This window comes from Streptomyces sp. NPDC093064 (assembly GCF_044754605.1).
GTDB lineage: Bacteria > Actinomycetota > Actinomycetes > Streptomycetales > Streptomycetaceae > Streptomyces.
The window spans coordinates 99,591-119,871 of sequence record NZ_JBIVPK010000027.1 but is presented as its reverse complement, the minus strand read 5'-3'; the positions used below and the strand labels follow the sequence as shown (position 1 = coordinate 119,871).

The window sequence follows — 20,281 nt, the reverse complement described above, 5'->3', positions numbered from 1 at the left end:
TTGTGGCCCCCCCCCGCCGGGGGCCCCGGCGCCCCCCCCCCCCCCCCCGGGGGGGGGGGCCCCCCCCCCCCCCCGGGGGGGGGGGGGGGGGGGGGGGGGGGGGGGCGCCCCCCCCCCCCCCCCCCGACGTGGCCGCCGAGGGGGCGGAAGGGCAGCGCCTAACGCCGACCGGCCGGGGTGGCCGGGAGCACAGCTTGAGCCGTCTTGCCGCAGGTCACCGGGCGGCTCCGAACTCCTGGGTCCAGTAGTTGCCGGGCTGGGCGAGACCGACGCCGATCTCCTTGAAGGAGCAGTTGAGGATGTTCGCCTTGTGGCCGGCGCTGGACATCCAGCCCGCCATGACCTGCTCCGGAGTGGCGTAACCGTAGGCGACGTTCTCGCCGTAGCTCTGCCAGCTGTAGCCGGCGCGCGTGATGCGGTCGCCCGGGTTGGACCCGTCGGACCCGGTGTGTGACATGTTCCGGTGGGCCGCCATGTCCTCGCTGTGTGCCTGGGCGGCCTTGGTCAGCTTTGCGTTCACGGTCAGCGCCGAGCAACCGGCCTTGGACCGCTCGGCGTTGACGAGTTCCACGACGCGAGCCGTGGGCCCGGACGATGTGCCGGTGTCCTTGGACGCGCTCGGTGCGGCGGGCGCACTGGCATCCGGCGCGCTCGGTGCGGCGGGCGCACTGGCATCCGGCGCGCTCGGTGCGGCGGGGGCAGCGGTGTCCGGCGCGCTCGGTGCGGCGGGGGCAGCGGTGTCCGGCGCGCTCGGTGCGGCGGGGGCAGCGGTGTCCGGCGCGCTCGGTTGGCTGGGGGCGGCCGACTCGGCCGGGGCCCCCTGCGGCGGGCTGATCGGGGAGAGGGGGTTGCCCTTCTGCCAGTTCCAGCCCGGGTTGCCCTTCTGCCAGTTCCAGCCTGGGTTGCCCTGCGGCTTCCAGCCGGGGTTGCCCCCGGGGGCGGGCGGCTGGCCGGTGCAGGCCAGCGCGGTGGAAGGTATGGCGACGGCGCCCGTGACGACGGCGGCGACGACTATGCGCCGGTAGTGCTGCTTCTTGCGGTGCGTGCCCATTGCGTGACCTCGCTCGGGGTGGGGGGTCGTCATTCTCTGGACGGCTCCGCAAAGGTCGCAAAGGGCCCTTGGTACTACTTGACCTCGTAGGTTCGCGAGACCCTTGCGAAAGCGAACGCAGGCGTGCTGCCCTCGGCCGACGCGGCCTCCGAATTCCTGGCACACCGTCAGAAGACCCCGGGCCGCGCGGGACGGGCGAAGGTGACGGGGGAGGGGAGCGCCGCCGGGCTCACCGCGACACGCTCCCGCACGAAGACGGACAAATCCCACATGTCGCCAGGGCGGCATCTACTAAGCCGCCCGCTTAGTTGCGGGAATGATGTGATGGATGTCACGGAATCACGATTTCGTGACCATGTTCCACGTGTTGTGTCGCCGGGTCCCATGTGAGGGGAGGGGCGCGTCCCGCGTGATGCGCGGGGCGCGGCGACACACCGGTCTTTCACCCTTCGTTTTCTTGAGTCGTTCGTGTTTGCGGCGTAGGTTCGGCCCATGACCGGACCTCGGACCGAGTCCACAGCCGCGGAGCTTCGTGACGCCGGGCTGCGCGTGACCGCCGTGCGGGTGGCGCTGCTCGAGACCGTACGGGCAGGTGATCACCTCGATGTCGAGGCGATCGCCTCGGGCACGCGCGAACGCGTCGGTCACGTCTCCCTGCAAGCCGTCTACGAGGCGCTGCGCGCGCTCACCGCGGCGGGGCTCGTGCGCCGTGTCGAACCGGCCGGCAGCCCGGCCCGGTTCGAGGGGCGCGTCGGGGACAACCACCACCACGTCGTGTGCCGCTCGTGCGGTGCCCTCGCCGACGTCGACTGCGCCGTCGGCGACGCTCCCTGTCTGGCCGCGTCCGAGGACCACGGCTTCTCGATCCACGAGGCCGAGGTCAACTACTGGGGCCTGTGCCCCGCCTGTTCCACCTCCGGCAGTACCTGAGCTCGCGATCCGCCCAGTCCGGAAGGAAGACCATGTCCGAGAACCCCGATGCAATCGTGACCGACGCGAAGACGGAGGGCACAGGCGGCTGCCCGGTCGCGCACGGTCGTGCGGCGCACCCCACCCAGGGCGGTGGAAACCGCCAGTGGTGGCCGGAGCGCCTCAACCTGAAGATCCTCGCCAAGAACCCCGCGGTGGCCAACCCCCTCGGCGGGGACTTCGACTATGCCGAGGCGTTCAAGAGCCTCGACCTCCCGGCCGTCAAGCGGGACGTCGCCGAGGTGCTGACCACCTCGCAGGACTGGTGGCCCGCCGACTTCGGCCACTACGGCCCCTTCATCATCCGGATGGCGTGGCACAGCGCAGGCACCTACCGGATCAGCGACGGCCGGGGCGGCGCCGGCGCCGGCCAGCAGCGCTTCGCACCGCTCAACAGCTGGCCGGACAACGGGAACCTGGACAAGGCCCGCCGCCTGCTGTGGCCGGTGAAGAAGAAGTACGGCCGGAGCCTCTCGTGGGCCGACCTCATGATCCTCGCGGGCAACGTCGCCCTGGAGTCGATGGGCTTCAAGACCTTCGGGTACGCCGGCGGCCGTGAGGACGTGTGGGAGCCCGAGGAGGACGTCTACTGGGGTCCCGAGACCACCTGGCTCGGCGACGAGCGCTACACCGGTGACCGCGAGCTGGAGAACCCGCTCGGCGCGGTCCAGATGGGTCTGATCTACGTCAACCCCGAGGGTCCGAACGGCAACCCGGACCCGATCGCCGCGGCCCGCGACGTCCGTGAGACGTTCCGCCGGATGGCGATGAACGACGAGGAGACGGTCGCCCTGATCGCGGGCGGTCACACCTTCGGCAAGACCCACGGCGCGGGCCCCGCCGACCACGTCGGTCCCGCCCCCGAGGGCGCCTCGATGGAGGAGCAGGGTCTGGGCTGGCGGAGCACCTACGGCACCGGCAAGGGCGGCGACGCGATCACCAGCGGCCTGGAGGGCATCTGGACGGACACGCCGACCACCTGGGACAACAGCTTCTTCCAGATCCTGTTCGGTTACGAGTGGGAGCTGTTCAAGAGCCCGGCCGGCGCCTACCAGTGGCGGCCGAAGGACGGCGCGGGCGCGGACACCGTCCCCGACGCCCACGACCCGTCCAGGCGGCACGCGCCCACGATGCTGACGACGGACCTCTCGCTGCGCGTCGACCCGGCCTACGAGCCGATCTCGCGCCGCTTCATGGAGAACCCGGAGGAGTTCGCGGACGCCTTCGCGCGCGCGTGGTTCAAGCTGACCCACCGCGACATGGGCCCGGTTGTGCGCTACCTCGGCCCGGAGGTTCCGGCCCAGACGCTGCTGTGGCAGGACCCGCTGCCCGAGGCGGAGTACGAGCAGATCGACGCCGGGGACGCCGCCGAGCTCAAGGCCAGGATCCTCGACTCGGGTCTGTCCGTGCCGCAGTTGGTGTCCACCGCGTGGGCGTCGGCCTCCACCTTCCGCGGCAGCGACAAGCGCGGCGGTGCCAACGGCGCCCGCATCCGGCTTCAGCCGCAGAGCGGCTGGGAGGTCAACGACCCCGACGAGCTGGCGACGGTGCTGCGCACCCTGGAGCAGGTCCAGGAGTCCTTCAACGCCGCCCAGGGCGGCGGCAAGCGGGTCTCGCTGGCCGACCTGATCGTGCTCGCCGGTGGTGCGGCCGTCGAGCGGACTGCCAAGGAGGCCGGCGTCGACGTCGAGGTGCCCTTCACCCCGGGCCGCGTGGACGCCTCGCAGGAGCAGACCGACGCGGAGTCCTTCGCCGCGCTGGAGCCCACCGCCGACGGGTTCCGCAACCACTACGGGAAGGGCAACCGGCTGCCGGCCGAGTACCTGCTGCTCGACCGGGCGAACCTGCTGACCCTGAGCGCCCCCGAGATGACGGTCCTCGTCGGTGGTCTGCGCGCCCTGGGCGCCACGTACAAGGGTTCGCAGCTCGGCGTCCTCACCGCGACGCCCGGCGTGCTGACCAACGACTTCTTCGTCAACCTGCTCGACCTGGGCACGACGTGGAAGGCGACGTCCGAGGACGCCGCTGCCTTCGAGGGCCGCGACGCCGCCACCGGTGAGGTCAAGTGGACGGGCAGCCGTGCCGACCTCGTCTTCGGGTCCAACTCCGAGCTGCGCGCGCTCGCGGAGGTGTACGCGAGCGACGACGCGAAGGAGAAGTTCGTCGAGGACTTCGTCGCGGCGTGGGTCAAGGTCATGAACCTCGACCGGTTCGACTGTGCCTGATCGCGCATGACCACAACCGAACACATCTGATCATGCCTAACAACGGCTGATCATGACATCGAGGCCGGCCGGCCCGCTCCGGCCGGCCTCGACGTGTTCCCGCCTCCCCGTGTCCCGGAATCTTGTTTCGTCCTACACCTAAGTGCATAATGCGCTTATGTATAAGCGGGTTATGGACCCAGTGGGCCCCGAGGCGTCGCCCGAGGACCTGATGATCGCCGTCGAGCAGATGGTCCGCTACGTACGCCGCAGCGCCACCGCCGGCGGACTGAGCACGGCCGCCTCCTCGGCACTGTCCCGGCTGGGCCGAGAGGGCCCCTACCGGCTGACCGAGCTGGCCCGGGCGGAAAGCGTGTCCCAGCCCAACATGACCCAGCTCGTGACCCGGCTGGAGCGGGCGGGCCTGGTACGGCGCACCGCCGACCACAGCGACGGCCGGGGCGTGCTGGTGGAGGCCACCGACGCCGGTCTCGAGCTCTTCCGGCAGCGCCGCGCCGAACGCGCCCGGGCCCTTCAGCAACTCGTGGAGGAACTGCCCGAGGCCGAGCAGCGCGCGGTGCGGGTCGCGCTGCCGGCCCTGGCCCGCGTCATCGAGGACCGCCAGGCGCGCTCCTGACCCGCCGCGCCGCCACCGCTCACCTCAGCCCACCTCACAGGAGAGGCGCACATGAGTGCACCGCACGGAAAGACCGCCGGTCACGGAAAGGCCGCCAGCCCTTTCAAACAGCCCAAGGCCGTCTGGGCCGTCGCGTTCGCCTGCGTCATCTCGTTCATGGGCATCGGCCTGGTCGACCCGATCCTGCCGGCCCTGGCCGAGAGCCTGCACGCCACGCCCAGCCAGGTCTCCCTGCTGTTCAGCAGCTACCTGATCGTCACCGCGGTCGCGATGCTGATCGTCGGCTGGTTCTCCAGCCGCTTCGGGGCCAAGCGCACCCTCGTCACCGGCCTGGCCGTCATCGTCGTCTTCGCCGCCCTGGCCGGCTCGTCGGGCTCCATCAACGGCATCGTCGGCTTCCGCGCCGGCTGGGGGCTGGGCAACGCCCTGTTCATCGCCACCTCGCTGGCCGTCATCGTCGCCTCGGCCAGCGGCGGCTTCGGCGGCGCGATCATCCTCTACGAGACCGCGCTCGGCCTCGGCATCGCCGTCGGCCCGCTGCTCGGCGGCGAACTGGGCGCCATCAGCTGGCGCGGCCCCTTCTTCGGCGTCGCCGTCCTCATGGCCGTCGCCCTCATAGCCACCCTGGCTTTCGTCCCGACCCTGCCGAAACCCGAACGCCGCACCTCGCCCCTCGCCCCCCTCAGGGCACTGCGCCACCGCGGCCTGCTGACCATGGGCATCATGGCCCTGCTGTACAACTGGGGCTTCTTCACCATGCTCGGCTACGCGCCGTACCCGATGGAGCTCAGTGCCCACCAGCTCGGGCTGGTCTTCACCGGCTGGGGCCTGCTCGTGGCCGCCTTCAGCGTCTTCTTCGCCCCGCGCCTTCAGGCCCGCTACGGCACCGCCCCCGTGCTCTACGCCAACCTGCTCGGCCTGAGCATCGTGATGGCCGTCATCGCGGCCGGCGTCGCCACGCCCACCGTGGTCATCGTGGCGGTCGTCGCCAGCGGCGCCTTCATCGGCATCAACAACACCCTGACCACCCAGGCCGTCATGCTCGTCTCCCCGGTCGAGCGGCCCGTCGCCTCCTCCGCGTACGGCTTCCTGCGGTTCATCGGCGGCGGCCTGGCACCCTACGTCGCCGGCAAGCTCGCCGACGCCACCGACCTCAGCGTTCCGTTCTACCTGGGCGCCGCCACCTTCCTCCTCGCCATTGCGGTGCTGGCCTGCGGCCACCGGCTGCTGCGGGAGGCCGAGACGCGCACCGGTGAAGGGGAGCCCGCCACACCGACGTTCACGCCCGTCGGCACCGCTGCGTCCACCGGCACGCCGCCCGTGGTCGTCGCCGTGGGCGCCCACGACGGTGCCGCCGTGATCGTCGACGCCGCGGCACGGCTCGCCCGGGACACCGGCAGCCCCCTGGAGGTCGTGCACGTCCAGCAGACCGCCGTCGTCGAGGAACAGGCGGCCGACGCCGAGGACTTCGCGCAGGCCCGCGCCACCGTCACCGCGCACCTCGACCGCCTCGCCGCCCATGGAGTCGTCGCGCGGGGCCAGATCCTCGGCAGCGTCGGCGACCACGCGGCGGCCGGCCGCGCCCTGGCCCGGCACGCCGCCGAGGTGGGCGCGCGTGCCGTGGCGGTGGGCCGTTCGCCGCGTGGCCCGCTCGCCCAGTTCGCCGACGGCAGTTTCACCGCGGCCCTGACCCACGCCGCCACCTGCACGGTGGTCCTGGTCGACCCCGACAGCGAGCCGCGGCCGCTGAGCGCGGCCACGTTGTCGGAACTCCGGGGCGCGGCGGGCTGACCGGCGTCCGATCCCCGGACGGGGACCGCGGGGCGGACGTCCGCCCCGCGGTCCCCGTCCGTGCGGCGGGCGCTACCGGTCGCGGGGCGCGCGCCGCGTGTGCGAGCGGGGGTCGACGGCCAGGGAGCCCGCGGTGACCTCCTCGGGGTCGAGTTCCTCCCGGCCGTGCCGGTCGCCGCGGAACACGTCGCCGTACAGGTCCTCGAGCCAGGAGGACTGGTAGATCGTGTCGAGGTAGCGCTCCCCGAGGTCCGGGGCGATGGCCACGGCGGTCAGGTCGCGGGCGTCGTTGCGCGACAGCCAGTCCATCGCGCCGCTGACCACCGTCCCGGTGGAGCCGCCGAACAGGAAGCCGCGCCGGGCCAGCCGATGGCAGGCGCGGATGGTGTCCGCCTCCTCGACCTGAACCACCTCGTCGACGAAGGACTCGTCGAGCAGCGGTGGGCGCATGCTCATGCCCAGTCCGGGGATCATCCGCCGGCCCGGCTTGCCGCCGAAGGCCACCGAGCCGACGGTGTCCACCGCGACGATCCGCACCGGCCGGTGCCACTCGCGGAAGAAGCGGGCGCAGCCCATCAGCGTGCCCGTGGTGCCCGAGCCGACGAACAGCACGTCGAGTCGGGGGAACTGGCGGGCGATCTCCGGCGCGGTCCTGCGGTAGTGGGCCCCCCAGTTGTTCGGGTTGGTGTACTGGCTGAGCCAGACGTACCGCTCGTCGGAGGCGCACAGCGCGCGGACGTAGTCGATCCGCGCGCCGAGGAAGCCGCCGTTGGCGTCCAGGTCGGCGATGACGTGCACCTCGCTGCCCAGCGCCTCCATCAGCAGCCTGGCGGACAGGTTGCAGCGGGAGTCCGTCACGCAGAGGAACCGGTAGCCCTTGCTGGCGGCGATCATGCTGAGCGCCACACCGAGGTTGCCCGACGAGGACTCGATGAGGATCGAGCGGGGCGTCAGAAGGCCGTCCCGTTCCGCGGCCTCCACCATCTCTGTCGCGGCCTTCATCTTGATCGAGCCGGCGAAGTTGAAGCCCTCGCACTTCAGGTAGAGCGAGCGCCCGAATATCGGCCGGAGATCAACATAGAGTTGGCCTTCGTTGAAGGCGTGGGGGGCTGAGATGACGGGCACGCTGGCCTCCTGATGCCTGGGCCGAGGGTAGGAACGTTCAGCCGTACCGGCGCAGCTCATGGAAGAAGTCGTCGATGACGTGCAGGTTTTTGGCGCGGGCCACCTCGTCGTAGACGTATTTGCCGACGGCGAGGTCGAGGACCCCCAGGCCGAACGGCGAGAAGATCACCGGCCGGTCGGCGGGCGGATCCACCCGCCCGGTCATGACGTCGTCGAGGGTGCCGTGCAGGAAGTCCCGGCCGCCGGTGAGCTGCTCGGTCAGGTGCGGCGAGGTGCCGGCCTTCAGGCAGTGCTCGACGTCGTCGACGAAGTTGGCGGCGGAGAGCAGCACCTGCGGGGCGAGGTCGCGCAGCGACACGTGCAGGACGACCGGATGGTGGGTGAACCAGGCCGGGTCGGTGACGTGCGGCTCGCCGGCGATCGTCGCGAAGACCACCAGGTCGCTGGAGCGGATCAGGTCCTCGGCGCTCTCGTGGACAGTGACCTCCGGGGCGTGCCCGGCGGCACCGCTCTGGCGCAGGTAGCCGCAGAACCCGGCGGAGCTGTCGGCGGACACGTCGTACACGCCGACGCTGTCGAAACTGAAGCCGGTGCCGGTCAGGAAGGTGTGGATGTAGCGTGCGATCAGGCCGGTGCCGAAGAAGCCGACCCGGGTGGGGCGGGGCCGGTTGCGGGTGAGCCAGTCGGCGGCAAGCGCCGCGGACGCGGCGGTCCTGGTGGCGCTGATGATGGAGCTCTCCATGCAGGCGAACGGGTAGCCGGTGTCGTGGTCGTTGAGGACCAGGACCGCCGAGGCCCGGGGCAGGCCGGCGTCGACGTTGGCCGGGAAGCTGGAGATCCACTTCAGGCCGTCCACGCCGACCGACCCGCCGACGGAGGCCGGCAGCGCGATGATCCGCGCCGTGGGACGGTCGGGGAAGCGCAGGAAGTACGACGGCGGGTTCACCGTGCTGCCCGAGCCGTGCAGCCGGTACGTCGCCTCGACCAGCTCCGTGAGCTGCTTCTCGCGCCCTTCGAGCGCTTGCCGGACCTGGGCACCGGAGATCACGGCGAAGGTCGGCACCGGGGCGGGCCGGGAGGTGGTCGGGTCGGTGGCGGGGGAGGTCACGGGGGTCATCGCCGGCTTCCCTTCGGGGTCGGGCCGTACTCGGCAAGGCGCTGGGGCTCGGCCATGGCGACGAGCACCTGCCGGTCACCGGTGAAGGCCTCCCTGCTGTGCGCGGTGCGGATGTTGTCGACCAGCATCAGGTCGCCGGACTGCCAGGGCTCGCGTCGGGTGTGCGCCTCGTACGTCTCGTTGAGCAGCTGCACGACCTCCTCGCCGATCGGTGCGCCGTCGCCGAAGCGGGTGTTGAACGGCAGCCCGTCCTCGCCGTACTCGTCCACCAGGAACTCGCGCACCTCCGGGGCCAGCGTCCACTCGTTGAGGAAGGCGATCTGGTTGAACCAGCAGCGCCGGCCGGTGTCCGGGTGCTGCACCACGGCGCAGCGCCGCTGGCGGGTGCGCAGGCCGCCGTCGGGCTGCCAGGCGAACTCGATGGCGTGGGCGCGGCAGTAGTTCTCGACGGTCTCGCGGTCGTCGGTGCCGAACGACTCCGCCAGGGACGCCCCGATCTCGTCGTTGTAGCTGCGGGTGAGCAGCCAGCCCTCGCGCTCGAAGCGCTCGGTCAGCCCCGCGGGCAGCGCGTTCAGCACCGCCTCCGCGTCGGCGACCGCGGTCGCCCCGCCCTCGGTGGGCGCGGTCGGGCACGCGAACAGGATCAGACCGGGCACCTTCAGCGCGTAACTCAGCTCGTGGTGCATGCACATGGGCTGGTTGGCGGGCCAGGCGGTGGAGGAGTACAGACCGGGGCCGTAGGCCTCGCGTGGGGCGAAGGCCTCCCGTTCCGGCATCAGCGGGCCGGCCAGTTCCGTGAAGACGGCGGAGATCTGCTCGGGCTCCCGCAGTCCCAGGCCGCGTACGAGCACGGCTCCGTGCTCGGCGACCCGGGCCCGCAGTGCCTCGCGGTGCTCGGCCGCCCATCCGGTCGCGTCCGCAGGGGTCTCGACACGCAGGACGGGCGGTCTGCCCGGTCGCAGCTCCACCTCCAGTACCGAAGCCGGGGACGAGAACGACATCTCGGTTTCCTTTCGTTCGTCACCAACGAGGCCGGGGGGCCTCAGCGGTGTTCAGGAGGAGGCCAGCAGGTCGGCGGCGTCCAGTACGGCCGCCGCCACCGCGGCCGGTCGGTTGCGGGGGAAGTAGTGGCCGCCGTCGCTGAGTTCACGCAGGTCCACCTGTTCGGCGAGGAACTCCCAGTCCCGCCAGTGGTCCTGGAAGCCCGCGGTGCTCGGGTCGTCGGCGGCGACGACCACGGTGACCGGCGCGGCCAGTCTCACCGCCGGCGGGCTGTCGAGGGCGTCGGCGAAGCAGCGGTGCGCCGCCACGCAGTCGTGCCGGTAGGCGGCTCCGACGCGCTCGGCGTGCTCCGCGTTCAGCTCGCCGAGCTCCAGGTGGCCGCCGTCCGTACCGAGCCGGGCGGCGATCTCGGCATCGCTGCGTTCGGTCAACTCGGTGGCAGCGGCGCGTCGTTCGGCGGCCGTGCCGAGCAACTGCGCGCCGAGGAACACCCGAGTCACCTCCACTCCGAGCGCGGAGAGCCTTCGGGCGGTCAGCAGGGCGGGCGCGGTGCCGGAGGAGTGGCCCCAGAGCATGACCCGCTTCAGGCCGCGCCCGGCGATCTCCGCGGCGACCCGCTTCACCACCTGTTCCAGCGGCGCGAACGGCTCCTCCCCGGCGGCCAGGTCGTGGCCGGGCAGGTCCACCGCGTGGACGGCGACGCCGCTGCCGGCCAGGGCGCTCGCCAGGGGCTGGAAGTTGACCGCGTTGCCGCCGGCGTGGGGGAAGCACACCAGCGCGTACTCGGAGGAATCCTCGTCCGCCGACAGCGGCTGGAGCAGCTCCGGCCGCTGCCGGGCCGGGCCGTCGAGGCACGCCGCGAGTTCGGCGAGCACCGGGTGCCGGGTGATGTCCTTGAGGGACACCGCGCGGTTCAGGGCGATGGTGAGCTTCACCGCCGACAGGGAGGTCGCGCCGAGGTCGAAGAAGTGGTCCCGCCGGCCGATCGTCTGCCCGGGCAGGCCCAGCAGTTCCGCCCAGGCGGCCGCCAGCCTCCGCTCGGTCGGGGTGCGCGGGGCGTCGTCGGACTCGCCGGAACCGGCTTCCTCCGCCGTCGGCGCGCCGCGTTCGGCCAGCGCGGTCAGCGCCTTGCGGTCGATCTTGCCGTTGGCGGTCAGCGGCAGCCCGTCCTGCCAGTGGAAGGCCGACGGGACCATGTACGCGGGGAGCACCGCACCGAGAGCGTCGCGCAACTCCTCCGGTTCGAGTCGCCGACCGGTGTGGAAGGCGATCAGATGCGTGCTGCGGCCCGCGAGTTCGGCGACGACCACCGCGCCGTCCCGGACCCCGGGAACGCGCAGCAGGGTGTTCTCGATCTCCCCGATCTCGATGCGGAACCCGCGGATCTTGACCTGGCTGTCCCGGCGGCCGAGGAACTCCAGCTTCCCGCCAGGGTGCCAGCGGCCCCAGTCGCCCGCCAGATACAGCCGCTCGCCCGGCCGGTGCGGGTCCTCGCGGTAGGCCTCACGGGTCCGCTCGGGGTCGTTGACGTATCCGCGTCCCACGCACACGCCGGAGAAGGCGATCAGCCCGGGGGCGCCGAGCGGCACCGGCGAAAGGTGCTCGTCGACCACGTAGACGCGCACGTTGCCGACCGGGCGCCCCAGCAGCACCCGTTCCGGAACCGCGTCCATGACCTCGTGGTTGGTGTCGTCCGAAGTCTCCGTCAATCCGTAGGCGTTGACCAGCTTGATACCGGGCTGGAGGGCGAACCAGCGCTGGACGAGTTCCCGCTTCAGCGCCTCGCCGGTCACCGACACAAAGGCCAGGTCGGGCAGTTCGCGGGGGTGCCGCTCCAGGTACGAGGCCACCACCTCCAGATAGGAGGGCACGACCTGCGCCACGGCGACCCGGCCGCGCACCAGCGTGTCGACGAACCGCTCCACGTCCACGACGGCTTCCTGCTCGACCAGCAGGGTCCGCCCGCCCACCAGCAGCGCGGCCAGCAACTGCCACAGCGAGATGTCGAAGCACTGCGGAGCCGTCTGCGCCACCACCCGCCCGGGACCGATCTCCAGATCGTCGATCTTGGCGTACAGGTGGTTGAGCATGCCGGCGTGCTCGCACATCGCTCCCTTGGGCTCGCCGGTGGAGCCGGAGGTGAAGTAGATGTACGCCAACTGGCCCGGGGAGACCTCCATCCGGAGGTCGTCGTCCGCGTGCTCCTCCGCGTACGCCGTTTCGATCAGCAGCTTCTCGGTCCCCGGCGGCAGCGCGGCCGACGCCTCGTCCAGGGTGGCGGTGCTGCCCGGCTCGGTCAGCACCAGCCGGCAGCCGGCCCGGGCGAGCGTCGCCGCGATGCGCCCGGCCGGGAAGTGCGGCTCGATCGGCAGATAGGCACCGCCGGCCTTGAACACCGCCAGCACCGCCGCCAGCCAGTCGAGGTTGCGCTCGGTGACCACGGCCACCACGTCCTCCTGGCCCAGACCGCGCGCCAGCAGTGCGCGGGCCAACCGGTTGGCCCGCGCGTTCAGCTCCCCGTACGTCCACGAGCGGTTGCCGTGCACCGCGGCCACCGCCTCGGGGTGGGCCCGTACCCGCTCCTCGAAGAGCTCGTGCGCCCGCGCGGACGGCAGCTCCCGGTGGGGTCCGGCCAGCCCCTCCAGCTGGTCGCGCGTCTCCTCCGGCGACAGCAGGCTCTGCCCGGTGTGCTCGGCGTCCACGTCGGCGGTCATCAGCCGCAGCGCGGTCAGGTGGTAACCGCAGACCCGGGCCGCGGCCTCGGCGTCCAGCGCGTCCGTGCGGTACCGCAAGCGTGCCGTCAGCAGCCCGTCCCGCTCGCCGAAGGCCATCCGCAGCACCGCCTCGGCGGGCAGGGCGCCGCTCCCGGTGTCCGCCGGGTCGAAGACGGCCTCGAACAACGGTTCCGAGAGTCCCAGCTCCCGGCGCAGCTTGTCCACGGGGAAGTCCCGGTGCGCGATCAGGTCCACCGCGACACGGTGGGCGTCGAGCACCAGCCGGCGCCAGGATCCCGGCGCGACGGCAGGCCGGCAGGGCAGCGGGCCGGCGTCCGGGCCCGTGACCCAGCCCGTCACCACGTCCTGCTCACCCGACAGCGCGGCCAGCACCTTGGCGTGCGCGGCCAGCAGGACCGCGCTGGACGGCACCCCCAGCTCCGCCGCGAGGGCGCGCACCGCCCGCGCCGTCCCGGTCGGCACGGTCTCCTCGTGCTCGGCGTCACCGGCCACCGGCTCGGGTGCCCACCGCGGAACGGCGGTGAAGCCGCCGGCGGTGAGCACCTCGCTCCAGAACTCCCTGTCCGCTGCCACGCGCGCTCCCATTGAATGGCCCTTCCTCACTTCGCCGTCGGCGCGGCGGGATTTCCGCCCCATTCCGCCTTCGCGGGGACTTCCTCGCCCTTCATGAGGAAGGAATCGGGCGCCAGTACGGCCCCGTCGCCCACCGTCACGCCGTAGTGCACGTGCGCGCCGACCCCGAGGGTGCAGTCGGAGCCGAGCCTGGTGCGGTCCGACTTGAAGGTGCCGTCCTCCTGCGAGTGGCACTGGATCTTGCTGCCCGCGTTCAGCGTGCAGTCGTCCCCGATGACGGTGAGCGTCCGCTCCGTGATGTAGCAGCCGTCGTCGAAGACCCTGCGGCCGATGCGCACGCCCATCAGGCGCCAGACCAGGGTCTTGAACGGGGTCCCGTTGAACAGCTCGAGCCACTCGTCCGGCACCTTCCACAGCCGCTCGTGCCACCAGAAGTACGGGTCGTAGATGGAGCACAGGCGGGGGCGCAGGGAGCGGAAGGCGGCGATGGCCCGCTCCACCAGGATGAAGAAGCCGGCCGTGATGGCGACGGTGAGGGCCAGGTAGCCGGCGATCACCACATGGCCCAGCGTGCCGTACAGGTCGACGCAGGCCAGACCGATTCCCGTGAGCACCGCGGCGAGCACCCAGCGCAGCAGCAGGAAGAGCGCCATCGAGCGGAGGTTGTAGCGGTTCTTGGCAGCGAGGTTGCGGCGCAGGGCGTCGCCCGTCCTGAGGTGGTCGAAGCGAGTGTCACGCTCCACCGAACGGGGGATCTCGAAGCACGGTGAGCCGAGCAGCCCGACCCCTTCGCGCAGTTCGCCGTCGAGGGGCACCATCACCTTCGTCGCGAGCAGGCAGTTGTCGCCCGTTCTGGCTCCCGCCGGATAGGCGATGTTGTTGCCGAGGAAGTTGCGCGCCCCGATCGTCGCCCGGCTCACCTTGAAGGAGGTGCTGGAGTAGTCGGCATTGATGACGGAGAGCCCGTCGGCCACCATCGTCCCGCTGCCGACGGACACCAGGAACGGCGTCTCGTGCTGCACCTCGGTGCCGAAGTTCGAGCCGGTCTGCTCCACCTGGGACAGGTCGTATCCGAGCCGGCGCAGATAGGGGACGATGTAGGAGCTGTCGCCGACGAGCCAGGGGAAGAACTTGATGTTCGTCAGGCCGGCCACGGCCCGGTGCATCGCGTACTGGAAGCCGTAGAGCGGGTAAACCCGGTCGGGCTTGACGGCCAGGCTCAGCAGCCGGGGCACCGCGAACATCAGGGCCAGGCCCACGACGATCCCGCCGAAGAACAGCACGGCGGACACGACCAGGGTGTCGGTGAGGAACTCCGGCACCGTGGACAGGGTCGTCCCCGCGTCCAGCCGGCCGCGCAGCGCCGGGACCTCCGCGAACAGCATGTAGATGCCGCCGACGGCGAACGGCAGGTACAGCAGGAAGAGCTGGAGCAGGGAGGACACCCCGAAGACGGCCCGCCGCAGCGTGCCGCACCGGGTCGGCTCGACCCTGATGTGGTCGACCGACGTGGGCTGCGCCGGGGAGCCGTGCCAGCGTTCGCCGGCCGGCACGTGCTGGCCCCGGTACAGGGCGGAGGCGTGGCCGAGCTGTGAGCCGTCGCCCATCGAGGTGTCGATGTCGAGCACCGACTTCTCGCCGACGAAGGCGTCCCGGCCGATGTCGATCCGGCCGGTCTGGATGTGCCCGGCGTGCGCCCGGTAGCACTGGAAGAACGCGTCCTTGCGGATCACCGTGCCCGAGCCGATGGTGAGCAGGTCGGTGCAGACCGGCACGGAGTGGGAGAGGATCGTGACGTCCTTGCCGATCCGCGCGCCCAGGGCCCGCAGGTACATCACGTACACAGGATTTCCGATGAAGAGGATCATCGGATTCGCGTGCAGGAGCACCTTGACGATCCAGAAGCGGAGATAGGCCGCACCCCACACCGGGAACTCGCCCGGCTTCCAGCGGCCGACGAGAATCCACTTCGCCGCGACCGGGAAGGCGCACAGCAGGAGAAAACCGCCGGTCCCGAACACCAGGGACCGGAGATAGATGTCGACGACGCCCGATGCCGAGCCGATCCACTCGTAGGCCCGGGCGGTGGCCATTCCGGCGACGAACGAATATCCGAGGAAGATGAGCAACTGGGCGGCTCCGCACAGCACGTAGCGAGCCGTGCTCGGTGCCGTCCCGGCCCGTTCCGGCGTCCCGCCCGCGGGTGCCACCGGGGCCGCCGGCGCGGGTGCGGCGGCGGGTGGTGGAACGAGGTTCGCAGCCAGGCTGCGGACCGTGGGGTTGCGGTAGATGTCCTTCATGGACACCGGCGGCAGGTCGGATCGCTTCCGGACCCGCGCACAGAATTGCGCCATGACCAGGGAGTTGGCGCCCAGGTCATCGAAGAAATGACTTTCGGGCGGAACGTGTTCGGCGTGTACGACGTCCGCCAGGATTCCGGCGAGTTCCCTCTCGGTGTCCGCCGCCGTCGGGAGGGAGCCTGCATGCCCGGCGATCACGGGTTCGTCAGGCCCGGGCATCAAGATGTCGGCAGACTTCTCCACCATGCGAGCTCCCTGAAGGATAGGTCGAAAACCATCGGCCAACGGTGCCCGGTCTCCGGGACCGTGCGTTTTCGCCTGATCACGAAACCACTGATCAGTCTTGTTCGGTCGCCGCTCAGATGCCACTCGGATTCACTCGCGCCGAGGGAACCGGAACGTTCGACGCGCCTCTATTCCTCGGCTCTTCGCGCCGACGGCCTGAGTAATCTCACCCGTATGGGGGTTCACCTTCTGGAGGGATCCGGCGCGCCGCGGGGGCGTATCGGCGCGGTGGCCGACGCGGCGTGGAACGCGCGTTCGCACGGGTACGGGGGGAAGGAACGGTACCGCGTGGCGGTGGGCCGGCGGTGTCCCGGGCCGGGCCGAGTGGCCTCGGTCCGGCCCCGCGCGCAGACTGTGCAGTGAGGCGGGGCCGCTGGGGCTGGGCGGCAACGCGAGGCCGTCCTGTTCAGGGCTGTGCCGGCCGGTCGCCGGACCGTTCGTCGAGGGGGCCGAAATGGCCGTGGAAATCCCGCCCCTGCTGAGCCCCTCACGGCTCAGGCGCCGTGGCGGGCTCTGGGGCGAATGCATGGCGGAGTTCCTCGGGACGCTGGTCCTCATCGCCTTCGGATGCGGCTCGGTGGCCATGGCGGTGGCGGCGCTGCCCGGCTCGGGACGCACCGAGGGGCCCACGACGTTCTTCATCAGCGCCGGTGACTGGCTGCTGGTCGGCTGGGGCTGGGCCTTCGGGGTGGCCTTCGGCGTGTACGTCGCCGGAGGCGTCAGCGGGGCGCACATCAACCCGGCGGTGACACTGGCGTTCGCGATGCGCCGCAAGTTCCCCTGGGTGAAGGTGGTTCCGTACTGGATCTCACAGGTGGCGGGCGCCTTCGTCGGCGCCGCGGTGGTGTACGCGGTCTATCACGACGCGATCAACACCTTCGACCAGGCGATGAAGGGACCGAAGACGCACGGGCACACCGTCGCCTCGTTCTCGATCTTCGCCACCTTCCCGGCGCCCTACTTCCACGGCGGTTACTGGGGGCCGCTCGTGGACCAGATCGTCGGCACCTCGTTCCTGGTCATGCTGATCGTGGCGGTCCTCGACCTGCGCAACACCGCCGTGAAGGCCAACCTCGGGCCGCTGGTCATCGGCTTCGTGGTGGCCGCCATCGGCATCTCCTACGGAGCGAACGCCGGGTACGCCATCAACCCGGCCCGTGACTTCGGTCCGCGCCTGTTCACGTTCTTCGCCGGGTGGGGAGACCTGGCTCTGCCCGGCAGCCTGGCCGGGTCGTTCAGCCATTACTGGTGGATCCCGATCGTCGGACCGCTCGTCGGCGGGGTCGTCGGTGTCCTGGTGTACGACCTGTTCGTCGGCGACGTACTGCACATCCGGGCCCAGGAGGGCCGGCTCCCGGAGCCCGGACGCACCCGCCCGACCGAGGAGAGCGACACGTAGCCGCCGTCGCCGGACGGGTGCGCACAGCCCGCCGCCCGGCGGCGGCACGCTATTGACTTCCCGTCAGGAGTACGTCCAGCGCCAGGCGTTGGAGCGGAACGAACACGTGATCGGCGTGCCGCCCGCGGTGGTGGTCCGGGCTCCGTGGTCGCTGTTGCGGCAGAACTGCCCCGCCTGGTAGCAGTTGCCCGCGTTGGAGACGATCGAGCATGTGCCGCTCGCACTGTTGCCGCCGCCGCTGCCGCCGCTGCCGCCACCGCTGCGGCTGGTGCCGGTTCCGGCGGCGGCGGCCGCCTTGGTGACGGTGACCGTCGGACCGGGCGTCTTGACGGTTTCGGTCGCGGTGACCGTCGCGGTGGGCTCGGGTGTGACGGTCTCGGTCGCCGTGGCCGTGGCCGTGACTGTGGCCGTGGCCGTGACGGTCACGCTGGGCTGCGGCTTCGCGGCGCCTTCGGCGGACTGGCCGCAGCCGAAGGCTCCCATCGCGAGCAGGGCGATGCCCGCCGCCCGCACGAGTCCGCGCCGGTGCGACGGCCGGATGCCGGATCTGCCGCGCGGTCGCCGCGGCTGGTGGTGCCGGTTCATGGTCCCCCCTGGGTCCGGTACGAGGGCCGGCCGCGGTGGGCTTCCCGGCGGCCGGCCGGATCGGCGCGGGCTCAGCCGTGGTAGCTGATGTAGCCGTCGCCGTCGCGGTCGTCGCGGGCCTTGGTGTAGGAGTGGACGTCGGCGCGGGCACCGGAGGGCTTGAGCAGGTAAATGGTGTCCTTGTCGTTGTTCCAGATGAAGTTGCAGTTCTGGCGGTAGACGACGTTCTTGGCGTCGGAGTCCGTGCCCTTGCCCCCGCGCAGCTTCACGTAGTCGCCGGGCTCGAGTTTGTGGCTGGCGCGGAACGTGAACCGGTTGCCGGAGGCGTCCTTGACCACATAGCCCTTGAGGTTGACGGTCGCGGTGCGCGAGTAGTTCTTGATCGTCAGGTACTCGTCCTTGGTGTTGCCGGTACGGCAGTTGTTGGAGTCCGGTCCGGGCGCGTCGTACTGGACGCCCTTGACCTTCAGCGCGGACGAGTATTCGGCGGCCTGCGCCGGTGCGGCGGCGATGACGGCGACCGTCCCGGCCGTGGCGGCCACGGCCAGCGCGGAGCGTATACGCACGAGGTTCCCCCCTCAGTGGTGCCAATGGAGCCTCAGGAGCATACACAAGAAGTAAGAGCCCGGTGACAGGGAGGTGGAGAGAATGTGAAGATCGACGTGTCCCCTCGACACGTGAACCGCTCTCCATGCCGCGTGTGACGTGCTCTTCGGCGCTCCGGGTCCCGACCGGTCGCCTTTTCGCTAACGTCTGCCCGTGTGACCGAACCCACCAGCCTCACGCTCACGGCGATCCGCGAGTCGTACGACACCGTCGCCGCCGCCTACGCCGAACAAGTCCCGAAACCGGCCGAGTTGGACCCGCTGTCGCGCGGGATGCTGGCGGCGTTCGCCGAGCAGGTGCAGCAGGCGGGACTGGGACCGGTCGCGGATCTGGGCTGCGGGCCCGGCCATGTCACCGCCCACCTGCGCGAGTCGGGGGTGCGCGCGATCGGCGTCGACCTGTCGGCCGGCATGGTGCGGCAGGCCCGGTGTGCCCACCCGGACCTGGCGTTCGCCCAGAGTTCGATGACCGCGCTGGGTCTGGCCGACGACGTGCTCGGCGGCATCCTCGCCTGGTACTCCACGCACCACACGCCCCCCACGCTGCTGCCGGACGTCTTCGCCGAGTTCCACCGCACACTCGCCCCGGGAGGACTCCTGTTGTGGGGGTGCCATGTCGGCGACGAACACCGGCGGCCCGCCCGGGGATACGGCCATCCCGTGTCCTACGAGTGGTACCTCCTCCCCGTGGAGCGGGTAGCCGAACTCCTGGAGCGGGCCGGGCTGGCCGTCACGGCCCGCCTGGTACAGGAGCCCGCCGGGCGGCTGACGCGGCAGCACGCCTGCCTTCTGGCCCGGAAGGCCTGAGCGCTCCAACCGGTGCGGGACAACCGGCCGTGGTCCCGCGCCGGTTGGTCATCCGGTCGTGAGCACCATGCGGAACCGGGCGGTGCCGGCGAGCATCTTCCGGTACGCCTCGCCGGCCTGGTCCAGCGGCACCGCCTCGGTCATCGGACGGATCCCGTGCAGGGCGCTGAACGCCATCGTGTCCTGCACGTCCTGCGCGGTGCCCGACGGGTGGCCGCGGATGATCCGGGCGCCCGTGATCAACTGGAGGGGGCTGATCCCCAGCGGCTCGGGCGTCGCCCCGATCACCACCAGCTCACCGCGGTGCGACAGTCCGTCGACGGTCGCCGCGATCGCCTCGGAGCTGCCGGCCGTGGCCAGCACGACCTTGGCGCCGCCCAGCGATTGCAGCGCGGCGGCGACGGGGGTGTCCGTCGTGCTGTCGACGTAGTGGTGCGCGCCGAGTTGCTTGGCGAAGTCGGCCTTGTCGGCCCCGCGCGCGATCGCCACCGTCTCGAAGCCCATGGCCACCGCGTACTGCACCCCCAGATGCCCCAGGCCTCCGATGCCGAGCACGGCCACCAGATCACCCGGCTGCGCGGAGCTGCGCCGCAGTCCGTTGAACGTGGTCACGCCCGCGCACGCCATCGGTCCGGCGTCGGTCGCCGCCAGCGCGTCGGGGATCCGGGCCAGCGCGTCGACCGGCGCGATCACCCGCTCGGCGAAGCCGCCGTCGTAGGACCAGCCGGGGACCTTCAGATTCGGGCACACGATGAAGTCGCCCTGCCGGCACGGGGTGCAGTGGTGGCAGCTGCCGCCGAACCAGCCCACCGTCACCCGGTCGCCCACCTGCCAGCCCTGGTCCTGCGTCCCCTCGCCGAGCTGCTCGATCCGCCCGGCGATCTCGTGCCCGGCAACCACCGGGAAAGTGACCCCGGGCATCAGGGCGTCCACGAAGAAGCTGTCGCTGTGGCAGACTCCGCACGCCTCCACGGCGATTGCGACCTGGCCACGGCCCGGCTCCGCCGCCTCACGCTCGACGATCTCGAACGGACCGCCGGCGGTGGTCACCTGCGCGACTGTGTAGGTACTCATCTGTCTCTCCCGGAAGCGGGTA

Annotated in this window: 15 protein-coding genes; 6 read left to right on the top strand and 9 right to left on the bottom strand. The window is 71.4% G+C overall.

Annotated features, from left to right (window positions below; all coding sequences use genetic code 11):
- Positions 1–214: 214 nt before the first annotated feature.
- Positions 215–1,051, bottom strand: coding sequence for a CAP domain-containing protein (locus tag ACIQFZ_RS27940; RefSeq protein ID WP_402692427.1), 837 nt, complete (start codon positions 1,049–1,051; stop codon positions 215–217).
- Between the two features lie 492 nt (positions 1,052–1,543).
- On the opposite strand from ACIQFZ_RS27940, the gene ACIQFZ_RS27935 reads away from it, so the two are divergent.
- The 4 genes from ACIQFZ_RS27935 to ACIQFZ_RS27920 all read left to right on the top strand — a co-directional run bounded on the left by ACIQFZ_RS27935 (position 1,544) and on the right by ACIQFZ_RS27920 (position 6,652).
- Positions 1,544–1,981, top strand: a complete 438-nt coding sequence (locus tag ACIQFZ_RS27935) for a Fur family transcriptional regulator (RefSeq protein ID WP_383062687.1) — start codon at positions 1,544–1,546, stop codon at positions 1,979–1,981.
- A gap of 32 nt (positions 1,982–2,013) precedes the next feature.
- The gene (katG, locus tag ACIQFZ_RS27930; protein WP_402692424.1) at positions 2,014–4,245 is read left to right on the top strand and encodes a catalase/peroxidase HPI; all 2,232 of its coding nucleotides are present in this window, start codon (positions 2,014–2,016) and stop codon (positions 4,243–4,245) included.
- 172 nt (positions 4,246–4,417) lie between these two features.
- Complete coding sequence (locus ACIQFZ_RS27925) at positions 4,418–4,861, top strand: MarR family winged helix-turn-helix transcriptional regulator (RefSeq protein WP_383062692.1); 444 nt, start codon at positions 4,418–4,420, stop codon at positions 4,859–4,861.
- A gap of 51 nt (positions 4,862–4,912) precedes the next feature.
- On the top strand, positions 4,913–6,652 hold the full coding sequence (locus ACIQFZ_RS27920; RefSeq protein ID WP_402692423.1) for an MFS transporter: 1,740 nt from the start codon (positions 4,913–4,915) through the stop codon (positions 6,650–6,652).
- Between the two features lie 72 nt (positions 6,653–6,724).
- On the opposite strand, the gene sbnA is transcribed toward ACIQFZ_RS27920, so the two are convergent.
- Genes sbnA through ACIQFZ_RS27895 form a run of 5 tightly spaced genes read right to left on the bottom strand, consistent with a single transcriptional unit; the run spans position 6,725 to position 15,750 of the window.
- On the bottom strand, positions 6,725–7,777 hold the full coding sequence (sbnA, locus tag ACIQFZ_RS27915; RefSeq protein WP_383062697.1) for a 2,3-diaminopropionate biosynthesis protein SbnA: 1,053 nt from the start codon (positions 7,775–7,777) through the stop codon (positions 6,725–6,727).
- 37 nt (positions 7,778–7,814) lie between these two features.
- Positions 7,815–8,894: a 2,3-diaminopropionate biosynthesis protein SbnB gene (gene sbnB, locus ACIQFZ_RS27910; protein ID WP_365429148.1), complete on the bottom strand. Its 1,080-nt coding sequence runs from the start codon at positions 8,892–8,894 to the stop codon at positions 7,815–7,817.
- Complete coding sequence (locus tag ACIQFZ_RS27905) at positions 8,891–9,895, bottom strand: TauD/TfdA family dioxygenase (RefSeq protein WP_402692422.1); 1,005 nt, start codon at positions 9,893–9,895, stop codon at positions 8,891–8,893. The genes sbnB and ACIQFZ_RS27905 overlap by 4 nt, the downstream gene beginning before the upstream one ends.
- Before the next feature lie 51 nt (positions 9,896–9,946).
- Positions 9,947–13,216, bottom strand: coding sequence for an amino acid adenylation domain-containing protein (locus ACIQFZ_RS27900; RefSeq protein ID WP_402692421.1), 3,270 nt, complete (start codon positions 13,214–13,216; stop codon positions 9,947–9,949).
- 14 nt (positions 13,217–13,230) lie between these two features.
- Complete coding sequence (locus ACIQFZ_RS27895) at positions 13,231–15,750, bottom strand: Pls/PosA family non-ribosomal peptide synthetase (RefSeq protein ID WP_402692420.1); 2,520 nt, start codon at positions 15,748–15,750, stop codon at positions 13,231–13,233.
- A gap of 493 nt (positions 15,751–16,243) precedes the next feature.
- Here ACIQFZ_RS27895 and ACIQFZ_RS27890 point away from each other — a divergent pair, with 493 nt between their 5' ends.
- Positions 16,244–17,188, top strand: a complete 945-nt coding sequence (locus ACIQFZ_RS27890; RefSeq protein WP_402692419.1) for an MIP/aquaporin family protein — start codon at positions 16,244–16,246, stop codon at positions 17,186–17,188.
- Between the two features lie 63 nt (positions 17,189–17,251).
- On the opposite strand, the gene ACIQFZ_RS27885 is transcribed toward ACIQFZ_RS27890, so the two are convergent.
- The gene (locus ACIQFZ_RS27885) at positions 17,252–17,773 is read right to left on the bottom strand and encodes a hypothetical protein (RefSeq protein WP_402692418.1); all 522 of its coding nucleotides are present in this window, start codon (positions 17,771–17,773) and stop codon (positions 17,252–17,254) included.
- Positions 17,774–17,844: 71 nt separating this feature from the next.
- On the bottom strand, positions 17,845–18,339 hold the full coding sequence (locus ACIQFZ_RS27880) for a lamin tail domain-containing protein (protein ID WP_383062328.1): 495 nt from the start codon (positions 18,337–18,339) through the stop codon (positions 17,845–17,847).
- A gap of 195 nt (positions 18,340–18,534) precedes the next feature.
- Between ACIQFZ_RS27880 and ACIQFZ_RS27875 the strand changes: the two genes are divergently transcribed.
- Entirely contained in the window at positions 18,535–19,185 is a 651-nt protein-coding gene (locus tag ACIQFZ_RS27875) for a class I SAM-dependent DNA methyltransferase (RefSeq protein ID WP_402692417.1), read from the top strand.
- A 48-nt stretch (positions 19,186–19,233) separates the two neighbouring features.
- On the opposite strand, the gene ACIQFZ_RS27870 is transcribed toward ACIQFZ_RS27875, so the two are convergent.
- The gene (locus ACIQFZ_RS27870; protein ID WP_365431757.1) at positions 19,234–20,259 is read right to left on the bottom strand and encodes an alcohol dehydrogenase; all 1,026 of its coding nucleotides are present in this window, start codon (positions 20,257–20,259) and stop codon (positions 19,234–19,236) included.
- Positions 20,260–20,281 lie beyond the last annotated feature (22 nt).